Below are 18,294 nucleotides of genomic sequence, written 5' to 3'. Positions count from 1 at the left end.
GTTCAGCCCAAGTATTCGGATTCCAGCACCAAGTCGGCCACTAGGGTCTGGTATTCGAGGTGAGCTTTGTGCTCGACGGTCCGCCACGACGTGCCTTGCTGCTCGCGCATGTAGGCGCGGTACTTGGGCGCCCCCGGCACCCGGACGTTGTCGGCGACGACGACCGAGCCCTCGCGCAGCCAGCCGCGATCCAGGATTCGCTGCAGATCGTCGAGGTAGGCCTTCTTGTCGTGGTCGATGAAAACGAAGTCCAACGAGCGGGCTGCGAATCCGTGCTCGTTCGCCAGCGCGTTCAGGGTCTGGCCGCCATCCCCGATCGTTCCCACCACGCACGTCACCCGGTCGCCGACGCCGGCGTGTTCCCAAATCCGCCGAGCATTCACGGCGTTGGCCTCGGCCAGTTCGATGGAGAACACCTTGGCATTCGGAGCGGCCCGCGCAATCCGCAGCGCGCTGTAACCACAGTAGGTCCCAAGTTCAAGAACCACAGCAGGGTCGGCACGCTGCACCGCGGCGTCGAGTATGGCGCCTTTTTCGTCGCCGACGTTGATCAGTATTGACTTCTCGTAGGCGAACTTGTCTATGGCGGCCAGCACGTCGTCGACGTCGCCGGCGCGGGCGTTGTTCAGTACGTATTCGACTGCCGCCGCTTCGCGTCCGTCGCCGATCTGGCCGGTCTCGGTGATGTTGCGCGCACCGGTGGCCATTCGCCATACCGACCACCGCAGCAAGGGAATACGTCGCTTCAGGTCCATAGCGCCACGATAGGCCGGGGAACCTGTGAATCCCCGACTGCGTTGTCATCCGAAAATGACAGTTCCCGCCACGACATCGGCGTCCGCCGCGAATCCGCCGATGCTGTGGATCCCGGCCCGCGTCCTGGTAACCCGGTCAGCGGCGGAATTACCGCACGGCGCCGAAGTCGTGGCGCGCTGCGAGGCCGCAGGTGTCACCGACATCAACGTCGTCAAAGGCGACCGGCTGCCTTCGCTGCGGGCAGAAAACGAACGCGCGACCTACGCCCTGGCAAAGCGCACGCTCGCTGTCGTGGTCGCGCCGCCCAGCAAGCTCCGACTGCAACCCATTCCACCCAGCGCAGACTGGCGCATCGATCTCGCCGAAGGCTGCCCCGCGCACTGTCAGTACTGCTACCTGGCGGGCTCCCTGTCTGGGCCGCCAATCACCCGTGTGTACGCGAACCTGCCAGAAATTCTGGCCCAGATGGACGATCACGTCGGCCGCGGCACGATAACCTCGGCATCGGCCGCCCGCGCCGAGGAGGGCACCACCTTCGAGGCCTCGTGCTACACCGATCCGCTGGCGTTGGAGCATCTGACCGGTTCACTCTCCGCCACCATCGCCCACGTCGGCACCCATGATTGGCCCGGCCGGGTCGAACTGCGGTTCACCACCAAGTTCGACAATGTTGCCCGACTGGTCGGACTGCCGCATCAGGGTGCCACGCGGGTCAGGGTATCGGTCAATGCTGAAGAGATTGCCGACCGCTTCGAGGGTGGCACCGCCAGACTGCCGCGACGGATCGGCGCCCTGCGAGCCCTCGCGCTGGCCGGATATCGCGTCGGGCTGACCATTGCGCCGATCATGCCGATGCCGCGGTGGCGCGAAGGCTACGCAGCGCTGCTGCAAAACGTAGCCGACGCGCTGGCGGACGTCCCCGGGGTGGATCTCACGGTCGAGTGCATCACACGCCGCTTCACCGCGGGCAGCAAAGAAGTGCTGACGGGCTGGTACCCGCGTACGAAGCTCGATTTGGATGAGGCCGCACGCATCCGCAAATTCGGCAAGTTCGGGTCGGCGAAGTACGTCTACCCGAAGGACACCATGGCGGAGTTGCGGACCTGGTTCCAGGGTGAGCTTGCGACGAAGCTACCCGCCGCGCGGGTGCTCTACTGGACCTGACTGGCCGCGGCGTGACGAGTGGTCCGCTTCTTACCTTCTGCGCCGAGGAATGCCGCGGTGTCGTAGTAGGTCCGGAACGCGTCGATGGTGTCGTCGTGCGCTTCGAGCACACTTACCCCGTCGTAGCTGAACTCGTTGCCGTCATTCAGATTTCCGCGTGATGTCCATTCCAGAACAGCAATCCCCTCGCCATAGACGACATGATGAAAGCTCGCCTCGACCGTGTCGAAGACCCCGCGATACTGCTGCCAGAAGTCATGCGCGCCGTTCTTTCCCTGCTGCTGATTCGGCATCCCGGCCTTACTGAGTGTCGAGTCCTCGTCAAACAAGTCGGTCAGAGGGCTCGTGTCCTTATTGCGGTGTAGCTCTTCGAGTGCCTCGATGAATCGTTGAGTGATGTCTTGCATGCTGAATGTGTCCTCTGCCTTATCTAGGCCGTCGCGATCTTGCGGTGGCCGTATGGACTGACTGCCCGCAGTGCCGGTGACGCCATTCAGACGCGCGGTCGGGCATCTACAGGCCGTACCCGGGCAGGCTCGCGCGAAACGCGCGACCCCCAGGCGCCACCAAGTCATCTAGTCCTTCGACGCACACTTTGACCGTTGCCTGCGGGTCTCCCCTCGCAGGCGGGCCCAGCCGTTAGACTTTCCTGCGATGTCCACGCTGACGCTCGTCACCACTCGCTGTAGACGGGCATGACCGCCAAATCCGGCAGCGGCCCGGAAATCGGCCTCACCGGCCGGCCGCCGCGGGATATTCCCGAACCCCAACCGCGCACCAAGCATGGTCCGGCCAAGGTCGTCGCGATGTGCAACCAGAAGGGCGGGGTCGGCAAGACCACGTCGACGATCAATCTGGGTGCCGCACTTGCGGAGTACGGCCGACGGGTGCTGCTGGTGGATATGGACCCGCAGGGCGCGCTGTCCGCCGGCCTCGGTGTGCCGCACTACGAGCTGGACAAGACGATCCACAACGTGCTGGTGGAGTCGCGGGTGTCCATCGACGATGTGCTGATCAACACCCGGGTCAAGAACCTGGATCTGGTTCCCAGCAACATCGACCTGTCGGCGGCCGAAATTCAGCTGGTCAATGAAGTTGGCCGCGAACAGACGCTGGGCCGGGCGCTCTACCCGGTGTTGGATCGCTACGACTACGTGTTGATCGACTGCCAGCCGTCGTTGGGCCTGCTCACCGTCAACGGTCTGGCCTGTGCGGAGGGCGTGGTCATCCCGACGGAGTGCGAGTTCTTCTCGCTGCGCGGATTGGCGCTGCTCACCGACACCGTCGATAAGGTGCGCGATCGACTCAACTTCAAGCTGGAAATCAGTGGGATCCTGATCACCCGCTTCGACCCGCGCACCGTCAACTCGCGCGAGGTGATGGCCCGGGTCGTCGAGCGGTTCGGCGATCTGGTCTTCGACACCGTGATCAGCCGCACGGTCCGATTCCCGGAGACCAGCGTCGCCGGCGAACCCATCACCACGTGGGCGCCCAAATCCAACGGCGCCCAGGCCTACCGGGCGCTGGCTCGCGAGTTCATCGACCGATTCGGCGTGTGAACGGCGTCCCGAACAGCCCGGCAGACGGCGAGGCGGCACCCGAGAACGGCAACACCGACGGTTTTCGGGTCCGGCTGACGAACTTCGAGGGGCCGTTCGATCTGCTGCTGCAGCTCATCTTCGCGCATCGGCTCGATGTCACCGAGGTGGCACTGCACCAGGTCACCGATGATTTCATCGCCTACATCAAGGCCATCGGCGCCCAGCTGGATCTGGATGAAACCACGGCTTTCCTGGTGGTCGCAGCAACCTTGTTGGATCTGAAAGCGGCCCGGCTGCTGCCGACCGGTCAGGTCGACGACGAAGAGGACCTGGCCCTGCTCGAGGTGCGTGACCTGCTGTTCGCCCGGCTCCTGCAGTATCGGGCATTCAAGCACGTCGCCGAGATGTTCGCCCAGTTGGAGGCCACCGCGCAGCGCAGCTATCCCCGCGCGGTGTCGCTGGAGGATCGCTTCGCGGGCCTGCTGCCGGAGGTGTTGCTGGGTGTCGACGCTGCGCGGTTCGCCGAGATCGCGGCCATCGCCTTCACCCCGCGGCCGGTGCCGTCGGTGGCCACCGGGCACCTGCACGTGCGGACAGTGTCGATCCCCGAACAGGCCCGGCACATCCTGAGCATGCTCGAAGCGCGCGGCAGCGGCCAGTGGGCCTCGTTCTCGGAGCTGGTCGCTGACTGCGAGTTGCCGGTCGAGATCGTCGGGCGCTTTCTCGCGCTGCTCGAGCTGTATCGTTCCCGCGCGGTAGCATTCGAGCAGCCCGAGCCCCTCGGCGTGCTCCAGGTGTCCTGGACCGGGGAACGACCGTCGAGCGAATCCCTGCTGGAAGTGCGAGACGAGTGAAGATGAGGAGAACGTGGCGCTGATGTCTGACCAAGCGCCTGACCTGGACTCCGGCATCGACGCAATCCCGGACATCGCCGAGCCCGCCGAGATGGATTCCGATGAACTCGGCCGCGTGCTGGAGGCGCTGTTGCTGGTGGTCGATACCCCGGTGACGGCCGACGCGCTGGCCTCGGCCACCGAACAGCCGGTCTACCGGGTTGCCGCGAAGCTGCAGGTGCTCGCCGACGAGCTGACCGCGCGAGCCAGCGGTATCGATCTGCGGCAGAACAGCGAAGGCTGGCGCTTCTACACCCGCTCCCGTTTCGCGCCGTTCGTCGAGAATCTGTTGCTGGACGGCACCCGTTCCAAGCTGACCAGGGCCGCGTTGGAGACGCTGGCCGTGGTCGCTTACCGCCAGCCGGTCACGCGCGCACGAGTCAGCGCGGTCCGCGGCGTAAATGTCGACGCCGTAATGCGAACCTTGTTGGCACGCGGCCTGATCACCGAGGTGGGCAATGATGCAGACACGGGCGCTATGATGTTTGCCACTACCGAACTGTTTCTGGAGCGGCTGGGGCTGACCTCGCTGACCGAACTGCCCGATATCGCACCACTGCTTCCGGACGTCGACTCCATCGACGACATCAGCGAATCCCTGGACAGCGAACCGCGTTTCATGAAGCTCGCCGGCGGCGGTCGGCCTTCCCCGCAGCCGGCCACTTTCGATGTGGATCACGACTGATGGACCAGTCTGACGAACCTCAGGGGACCCGCCTGCAGAAAGTGTTGTCGCAGGCCGGAATTGCGTCTCGACGCAATGCTGAGCGGATGATTCGCGACGGCCGCGTCGAGGTGGACGGGCAGGTGGTCACCGAGTTGGGCACCCGGGTCGATCCGGATGCCTCCATCATTCGGGTGGACGGAGCCAGGATCGTCATCGACGAATCGCTGGTCTACCTGGCGCTGAACAAGCCGCGCGGCATGCACTCAACCATGTCCGATGACCGCGGTCGGCCCTGCATCGGCGATCTGATCGAGCGAAAAGTGCGGGGTAACAAGAACTTGTTCCACGTCGGGCGTCTGGATGCGGACACCGAGGGGTTGATTCTGCTGACCAATGACGGTGAGTTGGCGCATCGTCTGATGCATCCGTCCCACAAGGTCCCCAAGACCTATCTCGCAACGGTGACGGGTGCGGTGCCGCGCGGATTGGGCAAGCAACTGCGGGGCGGCATCGAGTTGGACGACGGACCAGTGGACCTCGACGATTTCGCCGTGGTGGATTCGATCCCCGGCAAGACGCTGGTGCGGGTGACGCTGCACGAAGGACGAAACCGGATTGTGCGCCGGTTGCTGGCGGCGGTCGGTTTTCCGGTGGAAGCGTTGGTACGCACGGACATCGGTGCGGTGACTTTAGGCAAGCAACGCCCGGGTTCGGTGCGGGCGTTACGTATGGACGAGGTAGGACAACTGTATAAAGCGGTGGGATTGTGAGTTCGTTAACTGAAACGATGGTTGTCGCGATTGATGGTCCGGCTGGAACCGGAAAGTCCTCGGTATCAAGGGGATTAGCGCGGGGTTTGCGGGCGCGGTTCCTGGATACCGGTGCCATGTACCGGATCGTGACGCTGGCGGTATTGCGTGCCGAAGTCGACCCGGCAGACCCCGAAGCGGTGGCGGAAGTCGCGGCCGGGTTGCAGCTGTCGGTCGGTTATGATCCCGACGCAAGCAGCTTTTACCTTGCCGGAGAAGATGTTTCGTCGGAGATTCGCGGTGACGACGTCACCCGTGCGGTGTCGGCGGTGTCGGCGGTGCCCTCCGTGCGCACCCGGTTGGTCGAGATTCAGCGTGGAATGGCAACGGATTTGGCCGACGGGGACAGCATCGTGGTGGAGGGGCGCGACATTGGCACGGTGGTGTTCCCTGATGCGCCGGTGAAGATCTTCCTCACCGCGTCAGCGGAGACCCGGGCGGAGCGCCGCAACGCTCAGAACGTTCGAGCAGGGCTCCCGGACAACTACGAGGCCGTGTTGGCGGACGTGCGTCGGCGCGACCATCTGGATTCCACCCGCGCGGTGTCACCGTTGCGAGCGGCGTCGGACGCGATCGTCGTCGACACCAGTGACATGACCGAGTCAGGGGTGGTTGCCCATCTCCTGGACTTGGTCGGGCAACGCAGTGAGGCGGTACAGTGACTGAGGATGGCACCTGGGCCGACGAAAGCGATTGGGATCTAACCGCTTCCGAATTGGCCGACCTGGCTGAGTCCGGGCCGGCGCCTGTCGTGGCGATCGTCGGTCGGCCCAACGTCGGCAAGTCGACGTTGGTCAACCGGATCATCGGCCGGCGTGAGGCCGTCGTGCAGGACGTTCCCGGCGTGACCCGTGACCGGGTGTCCTACGACGCGCTCTGGACCGGACGCCGCTTCGTCGTGCAGGACACCGGGGGATGGGAACCCGACGCCAAGGGCCTGCAATTACTCGTCGCTGAACAGGCATCGGTGGCGATGCGCACCGCCGACGCGATCATTTTGGTGGTCGATGCGACCACGGGGGCCACCGCTGCCGACGAGGCCGCGGCTCGCATTCTGGTCCGGTCCGGCAAGCCAGTGTTCTTGGCCGCCAACAAAGTTGACAACGAAAAGGTCGAATCCGACGCCGCCGAATTGTGGTCGCTCGGGCTCGGTGAGCCTCACTCGGTCAGCGCGATGCACGGTCGCGGGGTGGCCGACTTGCTCGACAGGCTGCTGGCTGCTCTGCCCGAGGTGGGGGAGTTGACCTCCGACGGCGGCGGTCCGCGGCGGGTGGCACTGGTCGGCAAACCCAATGTGGGCAAGAGTTCGCTGTTGAACAAACTGGCGGGTGATCAGCGGTCGGTGGTGCACGACGTCGCCGGCACCACGGTCGACCCGGTGGACTCGCTGATCGAACTGGGCGGCAAAACCTGGAAGTTCGTCGACACCGCCGGCCTGCGCCGCAAGGTCGGTCAGGCCAGCGGGCACGAGTTCTACGCCTCGGTGCGCACACACGGCGCCATCGATGCCGCCGAAGTGGTGGTCGTATTGATCGACGCGTCGCAGGCGCTGACTGAACAGGATCTGCGAATCCTGTCGATGGTGATCGAATCGGGCCGGGCGGTCGTGCTCGCCTACAACAAATGGGACCTGGTCGACGAGGACCGCCGCGATCTGCTCGACCGCGAGATTGACCTCGAGTTGGTGCAGGTGCGCTGGGCGCAGCGAGTCAACATCTCCGCCAGGACCGGACGAGCGCTGCAGAAGCTGGTACCGGCCTTGGAGGGCGCGCTGGCATCGTGGGACACCAGGATCGCGACCGGCCCGTTGAACACATGGATCAAGGAGGTGGTCGCGGCCACGCCGCCTCCCGTGCGGGGAGGCAAGCAGCCACGCATTCTGTTCGCCACCCAGGCCACGGCACGCCCCCCGACGTTCGTGCTGTTCACATCGGGTTTCCTGGAGGCGGGCTACCGGCGGTTTATCGAGCGACGGTTGCGCGAGTCCTTCGGATTCGAGGGCTCTCCGATCCGGATCAACGTCAGGGTGCGTGAAAAGCGCGGTGCCAAACGGCGCTGAAATTGGCGCGAAGAGTGTGACTGCGCTCGGGCTAGCCTTGAAGTGACTGCGACGAACTGACTGAAGGAACTGAACATTTCGAATTTAATGACGCAACCGCAGATGGTGGTCGATGCGGCCGCAGATCTGTCGGGCATTAGTGCGAGGGTTTATCAGGCGACGGGGACCGCGGCCCTCCAGACAACCGGAATCGCAGCAGCGGCAATGGACGAAGTGTCAGAGGCCGCCGCCGAGCTGTTTAACTCCTTCGCTGTCGAGGGCCAAGTAGTCATCAGCCAGATGACGAAGGTGCAGGGCGAATTCGCTCGCGCACTGTCCACGGCGGGCGAGGTGTACGCCCAGGCCGAGGCTGCCAATTCGGCGCCACTGGCTGCGGCAACTGATGTCACCTTGGCCATGGGCGGTAGCGGCAACCCGATCCCGCCGCTGAGCTACGTGAATGCCGTTGTCTCGAAATACATAACGCCGCATTTTCCCGCGTTCACCGCGCCCAACGCGCGATCGCTCTTCACGCCGGAAGCGCTCTACCCACTGACCGGCATCCGGACCTTGACCCCGAACATTTCGGTGGCGCAAGGCATCCAGATTCTGGATGCGGCGATTAAGCAGCAGCTGGCAGCTGGTAACAACGTCGCTGTGGTGGGCTTCTCGCAGAGCTCCATCATCGCTTCGCTGGAAATGCGCGCCCTCAACCCGGGCAATACACCTAGCCCGCTACCTCTGGTGTTTACGCTGCTGGGCAACCCGATGAATCCCAATGGAGGGTTGCTCGCCCGTTTCCCGGGTCTGAGCATGCCGAGTCTGGGCTTCACCTTCTACGGTGCGACGCCGGACAATTCGTTTCCAACGAACATCTACACCATTGAATACGACGGCTTCGCCGACTTCCCGCAGTACCCCATCAACATCCTGGCCGACCTCAATGCCATCGCGGGCATATATTATGTGCACGGCACATACGCGGACCTGACGCCCTCGCAGATCGCCACGGCGTTGCCGTTGACCAACACCGTGGGGCCCACGACGACCAACTACTACATGATTCCCAATCCGCACCTGCCGATCCTGGAGCCGCTGCGTTCCATCCCGGTGGTGGGAGAGCCATTGGCGGCGCTCCTGGAACCGAATACGCGGGTGCTCGTGAACCTGGGGTACGGCAGCCCCGACCAGGGCTGGTCGACTGGTCCGCCGAATACTCCGACATCGTTCGGCCTCTTCCCGCAGATCGATCCCGCAGTCGTACTCGATCGTCTGGCCGCGGGTACGCAGAAGGGAATCGCCGACTTCATGCACGAAGCCGGCAAAGAAGCATCCAGCCTCTCAACAGCCAACTTGCAGCATGGGCTGCAGTCGATTCCGTTGGCGACGACCGGCGTGGTCAGTCGCGTCGCAGCGAATCCCACCGGTTTGGTCAATACCTTCGCAAGTGCGTTCTCTGCCGGCTACTCGGTACTGCTGCCGACGGCAGACTTCACCACCGCTGCACTCTTGTCGCTCCCGGCTTACAACCTCGAACTGTTTGCGGCTGGAATTGCCCAGGCCGGCACCGGAGATGCGTGGGGTCTCATTAACGCGATCGGCAATCCGATTGCCGCCGACGTCGCTCTGTTCACGATTGCAGGAAGCTTCGAAGCGTTGGTTCTTGTCTCGGCGGCCCAGTCGATCATCGGCGATCTCAGCAGTCTTTGATTTCGATCCGTCATTTTGCTCTCGCAATGCGGGCTTTGAAGTCCATATCATAGGACATGTGGTTGACGACGATCGTCATCATGCCTAGGCTTCCATAAATCGGGTGAAAACATCCGCATCGTGGGAGCAGGTGATGAAGTGGTTGCAATGACGCAGCAGACGGCAAGTGTGGGCCTCCAGCGGTTCAGCGTGCACGGCAAATCGATCCTGATCACCGGCGCGACCGGTTCCCTCGGCAGTGTGGCTGCTCGCGCGCTCGCCGAGGCAGGGGCGCGGTTGACCCTGGCAGGCGGTAACTCCGCAGGTCTGGCCGATTTGGTCGACTCCGCCGGCATCGAGGATGTCGCTGTCGTTCCACGCCGGCCCGGGTCGCCTGCTGATGCGCAGGCCATCGTCGACGCCGCGGTCGCCCGGCACGGACGCCTCGACGGAGTCCTGGTGGCTTCAGGCATGAACCATGTCGCGCCGATCGTCGACATGGCCGTCGAAGACTTCGACAAGGTGATGGGCGCCAATCTGCGCGGTGCCTGGCTGATCAGCCAGGCCGCTGGGCGCGTGCTGCTCAACCAGGGCGACGGCGGCAGCGTCGTACTGGTCTCCTCGGTCCGCGGTAGCCTCGGACACTCCGCCGGTTACAGCGCCTACTGCCCGTCAAAGGGCGGCACCGATCTGTTGGCCAAGTCCTTGGCCGCCGAGTGGGGCGCCGACGACATCCGGGTGAATGCTCTCGCACCCACCGTTTTCCGGTCGGAGCTGACCGAATGGATGTACGCCGACGATGAAGCCGGCCGGGCCACGCGCGAGGCGATGTTCGCTCGTATTCCGTTGGGGCGCTTCGCCGAACCAGATGACTTCGTTGGCGCCCTGATCTACCTGCTCAGCGACGCCTCCCGCTTCTACACCGGCCAGGTGATGTATCTGGACGGCGGGTACACAGCATGCTGACGTCACACGGTTTCTCGCGCGCAACGGTGGTCGGTGCAGGATTGATGGGTCGACGCATCGCCGGCGTGCTGGCGTCGGCGGGCCTCGACGTGGTGATCACCGACACCGACACCGAAATCCTTGACACGGCAACGGCAGAAGCCGCCGGTATCAGCGCGCACGGCTCGGTGCGTGCCGACGCCGACTTGGCTTTGGCGGTCGCGGAAGCCGACCTGGTGATCGAGGCGATCGTCGAAAACCTTGCCGTCAAGCAGGATTTGTTCGAACGACTGGCCGCATTGACGACCGACGGAGTGCTGGCGACCAACACCTCAGTCCTGCCGATCGGTGCTGTGACCGAGCGGGTGCCGGACGGGAGCCGCGTCGTCGGCACCCACTTCTGGAATCCGCCGGACCTGATCCCGGTCGTCGAAGTGGTGCCCAGCGAGCGCACCGCACCCGAAACGGTGGACCGCATCGAAGCACTGCTGACCCAGGCGGGCAAGCTGCCCGTCCGCGTCGGACGTGACGTCGCCGGCTTTATCGGCAACCGGTTGCAACACGCACTCTGGCGCGAGGCGATGGCGCTCGTCGCCGAAGGCATTTGCGACGCGCAAACGGTGGATCTGGTGGTTCGCAACACTATTGGGCTCAGGCTGGCCACGCTTGGCCCACTGGAGAATGCCGACTACATCGGCCTCGACCTCACCCTGGCCATCCACGACGCGGTTTTCCCCAGCATCAACAGCGATCCGCAGCCCAGCCCATTGCTTCGCCAACTGGTCGCGGACGGACATCTCGGTGCCCGCACAGGAAGCGGATTCCTCGACTGGCCGGAGGGGGCCCGCGAGGCGACCGCAGCCCGGCTGGCCCAGCACATCAGTCAGCAACTGAATACGGAAAGGCAGTCATAGCAATGAGTTTCACCTGGCCACTCGGTGATGCCGAGTCGACCCTGGAGTTCTACGACCTGTCCCACCCATGGGGGCTCGGCCAACCCGCCTGGCCGTATTTCGAGGATGTCAAGATCGAGCGGTTGCACGGGATGGCGAAGAGCCGGGTATTGACCCAAAAGATCACCACCGTCATGCATTCCGGCACCCACATTGATGCGCCCGCGCACGTCGTCGAAGGGACACCTTTCCTCGACGAAATTCCACTGAGCGCGTTCTTCGGAACGGGCGTCGTCGTTTCGATCCCCAAAGACAAATGGGGCGTGGTGACCGCAGAGGACCTCGAAAAGGCCACGCCCGAAATCCGGCCCGGTGACATCGTGATCGTCAACACCGGTTGGCATCACAAGTATGCGGACAGCGCCGAGTATTACGCCTACTCGCCGGGTTTCTATAAGGAAGCCGGCGAATGGTTTGCGGCCAAGGGTGTTAAAGCCGTCGGCACCGACACCCAGGCTTTGGACCACCCGTTGGCTACCGCGATCGGCCCGCACGGTCCTGCCGAGACCCAAGGTGGCCTGTTGCCCTGGGCGGTAAAGGAATACGAGCAGGAAACCGGGCGCAACGTACTCGACGACTTCCCGGAATGGGAGCCGTGCCACCGCGCAATTCTGTCGAACGGCATCTACGGATTCGAGAACGTTGGCGGCGACCTGGACAAGGTCACCGGGAAGCGCGTCACCTTCGCCGCGTTCCCATGGCGCTGGGTCGGTGGTGACGGCTGCATCGTACGTCTGGTCGCGATGGTCGACCCGACAGGTAACTACCGGATCGAGACGGGAAAGGCCGCCTGAATGAACGTAACTCGCGCCTCGGAGGCCCCTCCGTATGTGGCCGCGGCGCACCACGGGGTATCGACCGCGCGCCTACAAGGCCACGAAGCCGGCCACACCGAACGCTTCTGGGTCGGTTTGTCCCGCTACCAACCCGGCGGGACCGCCGAACGATCCAGCGCTCCGGAGGAAACGGTGTACGTCGTGCTCGACGGTGAACTCGTGCTGACCACCGATGACGGCGAAACCGTGCTGGGTCGGCTCGACAGTGTGCACCTGGCCAAGGGGGAGACGCGCTCGATCATGAACCGCTCGGACCGGGAAGCGGTGCTGCTCGTCACGATTGCGCACCCGTCGTGAGTGTCGTCATCACCGTTGCCCCAACGGGACCCATTGCGACCAAGGCCGACAATCCAGCGCTGCCGACGTCTCCGGAGGAAATCGCGGCGGCGGTCGAACAGGCGTATCGCGCCGGCGCTTCCGTCGCTCATATTCATCTGCGCGATGAAAATGAAAGGCTCACAGCCGATCTCGGCATAGCCCGTCGAACGATGGACCTCATCGGCGAGCGCTGCCCGATCCTGATCCAGATGTCGACCGGCGTGGGTCTCACCGTTCCGTTCGAGGAACGCGAGAAGCTGGTGGAGCTGCGTCCTCGGATGGCTACCCTCAATCCGTGCTCAATGAGCTTCGGAGCGGGCGAGTTTCGCAATCCGCCCGATGCGGTCCGCCGGTTGGCGGGACGGATGGGCGAGCTGGACGTCAAGCCCGAACTCGAAATCTATGACACCGGCCATCTGGACGCATGCTTGCGGTTGTGGGAAGAGGGGCTGCTGGCAGAGCCGTTGCAGTTCAGTCTCGTCCTCGGGGTGCGCGGCGGGATGGCGGCCACCGCTGACAACCTGCTCACGATGGTGCGCCGGCTTCCTCCCGGGGCGATCTGGCAGGTTATCGCGATCGGCCGTGCCAATTTGGAACTGACGGCGGTGGGCCTGGCTTTGGGCGGCAATGCCCGAGTGGGTCTGGAGGACACGCTGTATCTGCGAAAGGGTGAGCTGGCGCCGAGCAACCAGGCGCTGGTGTTACGTACGATGCGTCTGGTCGAAGCCATGGACCTGCCGAGTGCGTCCGTCGAGGAAGCCGAGGCGCTGCTGCGGCTACCGGCTCGACCGTAAGGAGCTGACCGATGAGCGCCGAAGATCAGGACGCCCGCAGCGGCGGCATCCAGGTGATTGCCCGTGCGGCGGAGATCCTTCGGGTATTGCAGGCACACCCCTCTGGCCTCACCCAGGCCGAACTCGGAGCGCGGGTGGGAATGGCCCGCTCGACCGTCAGCCGCATCCTCAACGCCCTGGACGACGAGGGTTTGGTGGCATCGACCGGACACCGCGGCAGGTATCGGCTAGGTCCGGAGATATCCCGGATGGCCAGCACGGTGCGCTTGGGTGTGGTGACCGACATGCACCCGTTTCTGACGGAGCTGTCGCGGTCGTTGGATGAGACTGTCGATCTGTCGCTGTTGGACGGAGACCGTGCTGAATTCATCGACCAGGTGGTGCCGCCGCGCCGGCTCCGGGCGATGAGCGCGGTGGGGGAGTCGTTCCCGTTGTACTGCTGCGCCAACGGCAAAGCCCTGCTGGCGGCGCTGCCCTTGGATCAACTGGCCCAGGCGCTACCTGCTCGGCTGGTGCCGCTGACTGCCAAGACCATCACCGATCCAGCGGTGTTGCGCGACCAGCTCGACCGGATCCGGGCTGAAGGTGTTGCCCACGACCGCGAGGAGCAGACCGAGGGCATTTGCGCCCTCGGAGCGGCGCTGCAGTTGGGCGATCAGCTAGTCGGTGTCAGCGTTCCGGTTCCGGCGCAGCGGTTCTATGGCCGCGAAGACGAGCTGGCCGAGGCGTTGCGGGGTTGGGTTTCGCGAGTGCAGGCCTGGTTCGAAACCGCAGTGTGAGGCAGCTCCCACGGTCCGCTCGCTGGTGGCGTGACGAGTCCGTGGGGCGTCTGAGGTAGGCTTTCGACCTGCTGCCGGTTGTTTCGGTGGCATCGGGCTGTGGCGCAGTTTGGTAGCGCACTTGACTGGGGGTCAAGTGGTCGCAGGTTCAAATCCTGTCAGCCCGACACAGGTCAGCGATCAGAGTTCCGACAAGAATGTCGAGACTGCATAGAGGCTCAGGAAGGTCTCCAGGCCAGCGGTGGCGGCAATCGGGTTGCCGATCGCGTTGATCAGCCCCATCGGGTCGCCGGTGAACAGCTGTTGCATCCCGTCCGCAAACAGCTCGAGGCCATACTGCGGGACCGAGATGAACGCCGCGGCCGCTAGATCCGCCATCGGAGTCAGCATCGGCACGGCGACGGACGCCGCCTGCTGTGTGCCCGCCAGCATCGATGCCGCAGTCGGCATCGCCAGCGTGGGCATCGTGAGGGCCGGCATCGCGGCCGAGGCGAGTGCGCTCACCGCCTGCGCGGGGCTCGCCAGCGAGGCCACTCCGCCGATGATGTCGCCGGCGAATGCGGCCACGCCCTGTCCCGCCCCCGCGATCAGGTCGCCGGTGAGGCTGATCGGGTTGATCGACGGGAACAGCCCGAACCCGGTCGGCACGTCGGCGTATCCGGTGTCGTAGCCGTAATGAGGGTCGCCGTAGCCCAAGTTGACCAATATCTTGAGGTCCGGTTGCACCAGATCCGCCAGGGGGTTGCCGATGATCGGGATGGCACGTAGCGGCAGCAACATCGGCAGGTCCGGGTACGTGATCATGTAGTAGTGCGTCGCCACGTTGGCCGAAGACGTCGGCAATTCGACCAGCTGGAAACCCGGCGGCAGATTGAACGGGTCGGCCCCTCCGTAGGCCCCGTGGATGAACAGGATGCCGGCCATGGCATTCACGTCGGAGAGGATGTTGAGCGGATACCGCGGAAAGTCGGCGTAACCGTCGTACTGCGCCGTGAAGATGTTGGTGGGGTACGGCGTGCTTGCCGGCGTCGCACCGGAGAAATTCATTCCGATGCTCGGAAAATTTAGGCCGGCGAACCGCGCGAACAGGCCTCCGTTGGGGTTCATCGGATTACCGATCAGGGTGAAGCTGATCTGCCCTTGGTGCGGGTTGCCTTGGGAGGCAAGCACGTTCATCTCAAGCGAGGAAATGATGGCGCTCTGTGAGTACCCGACCACTGTGACGTTGTTGCCGAGGGCGATTTGCGATTTGATCGCGGCATCCAGCAACCCCACGCCCTGCGACACGGAGGAGCTGAGGCTCGCGCTGTTGTAGCCGCTGAGCGGATACAAACTCTCCGGGGTGAAGAGACCCTGCGCGCCGGTGAACGGGAAAGAGACGAATTTCAGGGCCGAATTGATCTCATTCAGCGTCGGTATCGGCACGCCGCTGCCGCCCATCACCAGTGCGACGGCAGCGGCGGGGGCCAACCCGGCCGGCCCAGAAACCACCGAGCCGGCTGACGAGGGGCTCGAGGTGCCGTCCAGCAGCGACCGTATGGGCGCAATGATCGTGTCCAGCTTTGCGGCGGCTGCGTTGGCGGCCTCGGTCTCGGCGTACGCGAGCCCGCCGTTGGTCAGCGCTCGTTCGAATGCCTGGTGAAATTCGGACACCAAAGCGCCGACCTTGAGATATTCCAGGCCGTAGGTGCTGAACAGCGCCGCGGCGGCCGCCGAGATCTCATCGCCGGCCGCCGCTGCCAAGCTGGTGATCGGCACCGCGGAGGCAGCGTTCGCCGAGGCGACGGAGGTCCTGATATCTATCAGATCACTGGTGGCCGTCGCCAACAGGTCCGGCTGAACGCTCAGGTATGTCATTGCCCCGTCCACGCCCACGCCCCGCCCACACCCTCGCCAATCGACAATGATCCCATGCCCCGATGTCGTTGAGTTTGCCACTTCCGCGCGCGGTAGGCATTTGCACGGTAGGTAACGGTCCCATCCGACACGTCGTCGGAACGCGCTATCAGGGTCGGTGGAGGCCGATCTTTGGCCCGCAGACGGGTCGACTTCATACGGCGGTTACGCGGCTGGCGTGGGGTAGTGAAGTGTCTCGTCGTCGTGCGTCATGACCACCAGGTCGCGGCCAACGAATCCGTGGCACTTGCCGACCTGGGCCGGAAACGCGTCGGCACGTACACCCTCGAGAGGCCGGCGTGTACACCCGCCAGGATCGATATCGTTCATAACGTCCATCCGGGCAGCTTGGCGTCCATTAGGGATTCGGTATTCCTGGCGTTAACGCTCCTGGTATCCCCGGCGTCACTTGCAATGCGGGTGCGGGTGGTCCCGGCGCTGGGATCGGTCGTCCCGGTATTTCCGGTGCTTCCGGTGGTCGCTCATTTGGCGGGACTCCCTCGGTCGGTAAAACCGGTGCGCCCCAAAAACCATCCGGTGCCATGTGGTCTTTGCAGAAATTCGTGGAGTTCATCACTACTAGGTATTCCCTCCATAACCCTGGCGGATTAGGTGCCGGTGCCATCGCGCCGTCCGGACAGCGCCACGTACAACTGAGAGCGCCGATACCTGCGCCACCGAATCCGAAGCTACCTCCGCCGCCAGTGCTTTGGCCGATGATGCCGTTGACGCCGAAACCACCTGCCTCGCAATGCATATGCGAGCCGTTGATCTCGGTCGGGTAGTCGCAGAAGCCACCTTGGGTGAATAAAGCGCCGCCGCCGGACCCGACGCCGGGATACGGGCAGAGGTCGGCGTGCGCTGATCCAGGCGCGAGAAATATTGACGCGCAGGCACCGAAAGACACCATTGACGTGCAAGTAAGGAGTTTCTTCATTCTCATCATCCGGCTCCTTGCAGGTGGGGCCCTACGGATTCGGGTTCTGCTCCGTCGTCTCGCCTAACTTAATACGCCAGATCGAGCTTGCTAAGTGAAAGAATGGTCAACTTCGAGGTATGAGGGCTGCGCCCGACATCCACTGGCCTGACCCGGTCTGTTGGTTTAAGGCGCCTGAGAGTCTTGCCGCCCACAATGCGAATTAGAAGGGACTGCCCCGCCCTGAATTTCAAGCCGCCGTTGCGACGGGGGTCTAGAGCCGTTCGAACTCTAAGCCAGCATGGTCGTCTTCGTCGGTGACGTCGGCGAAGGTGCGTGCACCATCCCACATCGACTCGCACCACCACGGTGTCGCTCTATCTCGGGCGGTGCCGCGCCCAACGGCGTGGGCCGTCAAGCGCACATTTTGGTCGCGGTCACCCGTTGTCCCGCCACGTGATTACCTGCTTGAGAGACGTGAGGTCGTAACCGTCGTCTGAGGTGAGTTCAATCTGGAAGAGCGTGACGCCTGCCTCGCGGAAGGAATCGGCACTATTGGCGTTCTCCCACAGCGTCGAGCGTTCGATGTCAGCGCCGTTGCGGCCGAACGTCGCCGCCAACTGGTCGACCCGGTCGCTGGACCTGCGGAACGCGTCGAGGTCCTGGAACGCGTGCCAGATATCTGCGTGCCTGGCAACGGCGGGCAGCGAGCGCTTGGGCCCCGTGCCGCCGATGAGGATCGGCAGCTTCCGCACGGGCGGCGGGATCAGTGCGGCGAGCCGGTTCTCGATGCGGATCAGGCTCTCATCGAACAGATCGAAGCGGGATCCGAAGGTGCCGAACTCGAAACCATATGTTAGGTAGTCCTTTTCGTACCACCCCGCGCCGAGCCCGAGGATGAGCCGGCCACCGCTGATGTGGTCGACGGTGCGCGCCATGTCAGCGAGCAGGTCCGCGTTGCGGTAACCAACGCCGGTGACCAGCAACCCGATCTCGGCGTGTGATGTGATCTCGCCCCACGATGCGAGCGCGGTCCAACCCTCGAAGTTAGCGACGTCGGGCTGCTCGTCCTCTAGGACGGGCTTGCCGTCGACGATGCCTTCCATCGCTGGGCGGTGGAAGTGGTCATACCCGAATATCACGTCCACGCCGAGATCGTCGGCGGCCAAGACAGCGTCGCGCCACGTGCGGTAGTCGGGAGTGCCGCCCGGCTGGATCTGAACGGCGACGCGGATAGGACGGGTCATGAAAGCTCCTGAGTATGGAAGGGCAACTCTTGAGCCAAGTTCACCGGGTGCGG

Annotated in this window: 18 protein-coding genes and 1 tRNA gene; 15 read left to right on the top strand and 4 right to left on the bottom strand. The window is 64.1% G+C overall.

The genetic code is table 11. The features are described from left to right. Positions 1-2: 2 nt before the first annotated feature. Positions 3-755, bottom strand: a complete 753-nt coding sequence (locus tag ACZY1I_RS21820) for an O-methyltransferase (RefSeq protein WP_463757010.1) — start codon at positions 753-755, stop codon at positions 3-5. A 55-nt stretch (positions 756-810) separates the two neighbouring features. On the opposite strand from ACZY1I_RS21820, the gene ACZY1I_RS21815 reads away from it, so the two are divergent. Continuing rightward, complete coding sequence (locus tag ACZY1I_RS21815; RefSeq protein WP_463757007.1) at positions 811-1,920, top strand: SPL family radical SAM protein; 1,110 nt, start codon at positions 811-813, stop codon at positions 1,918-1,920. On the opposite strand, the gene ACZY1I_RS21810 is transcribed toward ACZY1I_RS21815, so the two are convergent. Beyond that, positions 1,908-2,327 (bottom strand): nuclear transport factor 2 family protein, encoded by a 420-nt coding sequence (locus tag ACZY1I_RS21810; protein WP_463757005.1) that lies wholly within the window; start codon positions 2,325-2,327, stop codon positions 1,908-1,910. The genes ACZY1I_RS21815 and ACZY1I_RS21810 overlap by 13 nt on opposite strands. A gap of 288 nt (positions 2,328-2,615) precedes the next feature. Here ACZY1I_RS21810 and ACZY1I_RS21805 point away from each other — a divergent pair, with 288 nt between their 5' ends. The 14 genes from ACZY1I_RS21805 (at position 2,616) to ACZY1I_RS21740 (ending at position 14,349) form a co-directional block, all read left to right on the top strand. Further along, the gene (locus ACZY1I_RS21805; RefSeq protein WP_463757002.1) at positions 2,616-3,479 is read left to right on the top strand and encodes a ParA family protein; all 864 of its coding nucleotides are present in this window, start codon (positions 2,616-2,618) and stop codon (positions 3,477-3,479) included. Beyond that, positions 3,476-4,315, top strand: coding sequence for a segregation/condensation protein A (locus ACZY1I_RS21800; RefSeq protein WP_463756997.1), 840 nt, complete (start codon positions 3,476-3,478; stop codon positions 4,313-4,315). The genes ACZY1I_RS21805 and ACZY1I_RS21800 overlap by 4 nt, the downstream gene beginning before the upstream one ends. Positions 4,316-4,337: 22 nt before the next feature. Then, positions 4,338-5,039 carry an SMC-Scp complex subunit ScpB gene (scpB, locus tag ACZY1I_RS21795; protein ID WP_463756995.1) on the top strand — a complete coding sequence of 234 codons (702 nt, stop codon included), beginning with the start codon at positions 4,338-4,340 and terminating at the stop codon, positions 5,037-5,039. After that, on the top strand, positions 5,039-5,791 hold the full coding sequence (locus tag ACZY1I_RS21790; RefSeq protein WP_463756993.1) for a pseudouridine synthase: 753 nt from the start codon (positions 5,039-5,041) through the stop codon (positions 5,789-5,791). The genes scpB and ACZY1I_RS21790 overlap by 1 nt, the downstream gene beginning before the upstream one ends. A 17-nt stretch (positions 5,792-5,808) precedes the next feature. Further along, positions 5,809-6,492: a (d)CMP kinase gene (gene cmk, locus ACZY1I_RS21785; protein WP_463756989.1), complete on the top strand. Its 684-nt coding sequence runs from the start codon at positions 5,809-5,811 to the stop codon at positions 6,490-6,492. Further along, positions 6,489-7,889 carry a ribosome biogenesis GTPase Der gene (gene der / locus ACZY1I_RS21780; RefSeq protein WP_463756985.1) on the top strand — a complete coding sequence of 467 codons (1,401 nt, stop codon included), beginning with the start codon at positions 6,489-6,491 and terminating at the stop codon, positions 7,887-7,889. The genes cmk and der overlap by 4 nt, the downstream gene beginning before the upstream one ends. An 87-nt stretch (positions 7,890-7,976) precedes the next feature. Beyond that, the gene (locus ACZY1I_RS21775) at positions 7,977-9,578 is read left to right on the top strand and encodes a PE family protein (protein ID WP_463756982.1); all 1,602 of its coding nucleotides are present in this window, start codon (positions 7,977-7,979) and stop codon (positions 9,576-9,578) included. Between the two features lie 147 nt (positions 9,579-9,725). After that, on the top strand, positions 9,726-10,523 hold the full coding sequence (locus ACZY1I_RS21770) for an SDR family NAD(P)-dependent oxidoreductase (RefSeq protein WP_463756979.1): 798 nt from the start codon (positions 9,726-9,728) through the stop codon (positions 10,521-10,523). Beyond that, entirely contained in the window at positions 10,517-11,416 is a 900-nt protein-coding gene (locus tag ACZY1I_RS21765) for a 3-hydroxyacyl-CoA dehydrogenase family protein (protein ID WP_463756976.1), read from the top strand. Before ACZY1I_RS21770 ends, ACZY1I_RS21765 begins: the two co-directional genes overlap by 7 nt. A gap of 2 nt (positions 11,417-11,418) precedes the next feature. After that, positions 11,419-12,249 carry a cyclase family protein gene (locus ACZY1I_RS21760; protein WP_463756972.1) on the top strand — a complete coding sequence of 277 codons (831 nt, stop codon included), beginning with the start codon at positions 11,419-11,421 and terminating at the stop codon, positions 12,247-12,249. Then, on the top strand, positions 12,250-12,588 hold the full coding sequence (locus tag ACZY1I_RS21755) for a beta-D-galactosidase (RefSeq protein WP_463756970.1): 339 nt from the start codon (positions 12,250-12,252) through the stop codon (positions 12,586-12,588). Beyond that, positions 12,585-13,403, top strand: a complete 819-nt coding sequence (locus ACZY1I_RS21750; protein WP_463756968.1) for a beta-keto acid cleavage family enzyme — start codon at positions 12,585-12,587, stop codon at positions 13,401-13,403. The genes ACZY1I_RS21755 and ACZY1I_RS21750 overlap by 4 nt, the downstream gene beginning before the upstream one ends. A gap of 11 nt (positions 13,404-13,414) precedes the next feature. Then, the gene (locus tag ACZY1I_RS21745) at positions 13,415-14,182 is read left to right on the top strand and encodes an IclR family transcriptional regulator (RefSeq protein WP_463756965.1); all 768 of its coding nucleotides are present in this window, start codon (positions 13,415-13,417) and stop codon (positions 14,180-14,182) included. A 93-nt stretch (positions 14,183-14,275) separates the two neighbouring features. Next, positions 14,276-14,349 (top strand) — tRNA-Pro (locus ACZY1I_RS21740). Between the two features lie 13 nt (positions 14,350-14,362). Here the strand turns inward: ACZY1I_RS21740 and ACZY1I_RS21735 are convergent. Further along, positions 14,363-16,039: a PE family protein gene (locus tag ACZY1I_RS21735; protein WP_463756963.1), complete on the bottom strand. Its 1,677-nt coding sequence runs from the start codon at positions 16,037-16,039 to the stop codon at positions 14,363-14,365. 1,392 nt (positions 16,040-17,431) lie between these two features. Continuing rightward, a complete protein-coding gene (locus tag ACZY1I_RS21730) occupies positions 17,432-18,241 on the bottom strand; it encodes an LLM class F420-dependent oxidoreductase (RefSeq protein WP_463756960.1) in 810 nt (269 codons plus the stop codon). Between the last annotated feature and the right edge of the window lie 53 nt (positions 18,242-18,294).

This window comes from Mycobacterium sp. IDUB_37, from assembly GCF_055419245.1.
Note: the sequence above shows the minus strand (reverse complement) of the source record. Positions and strands in the feature narration are given on the sequence as shown.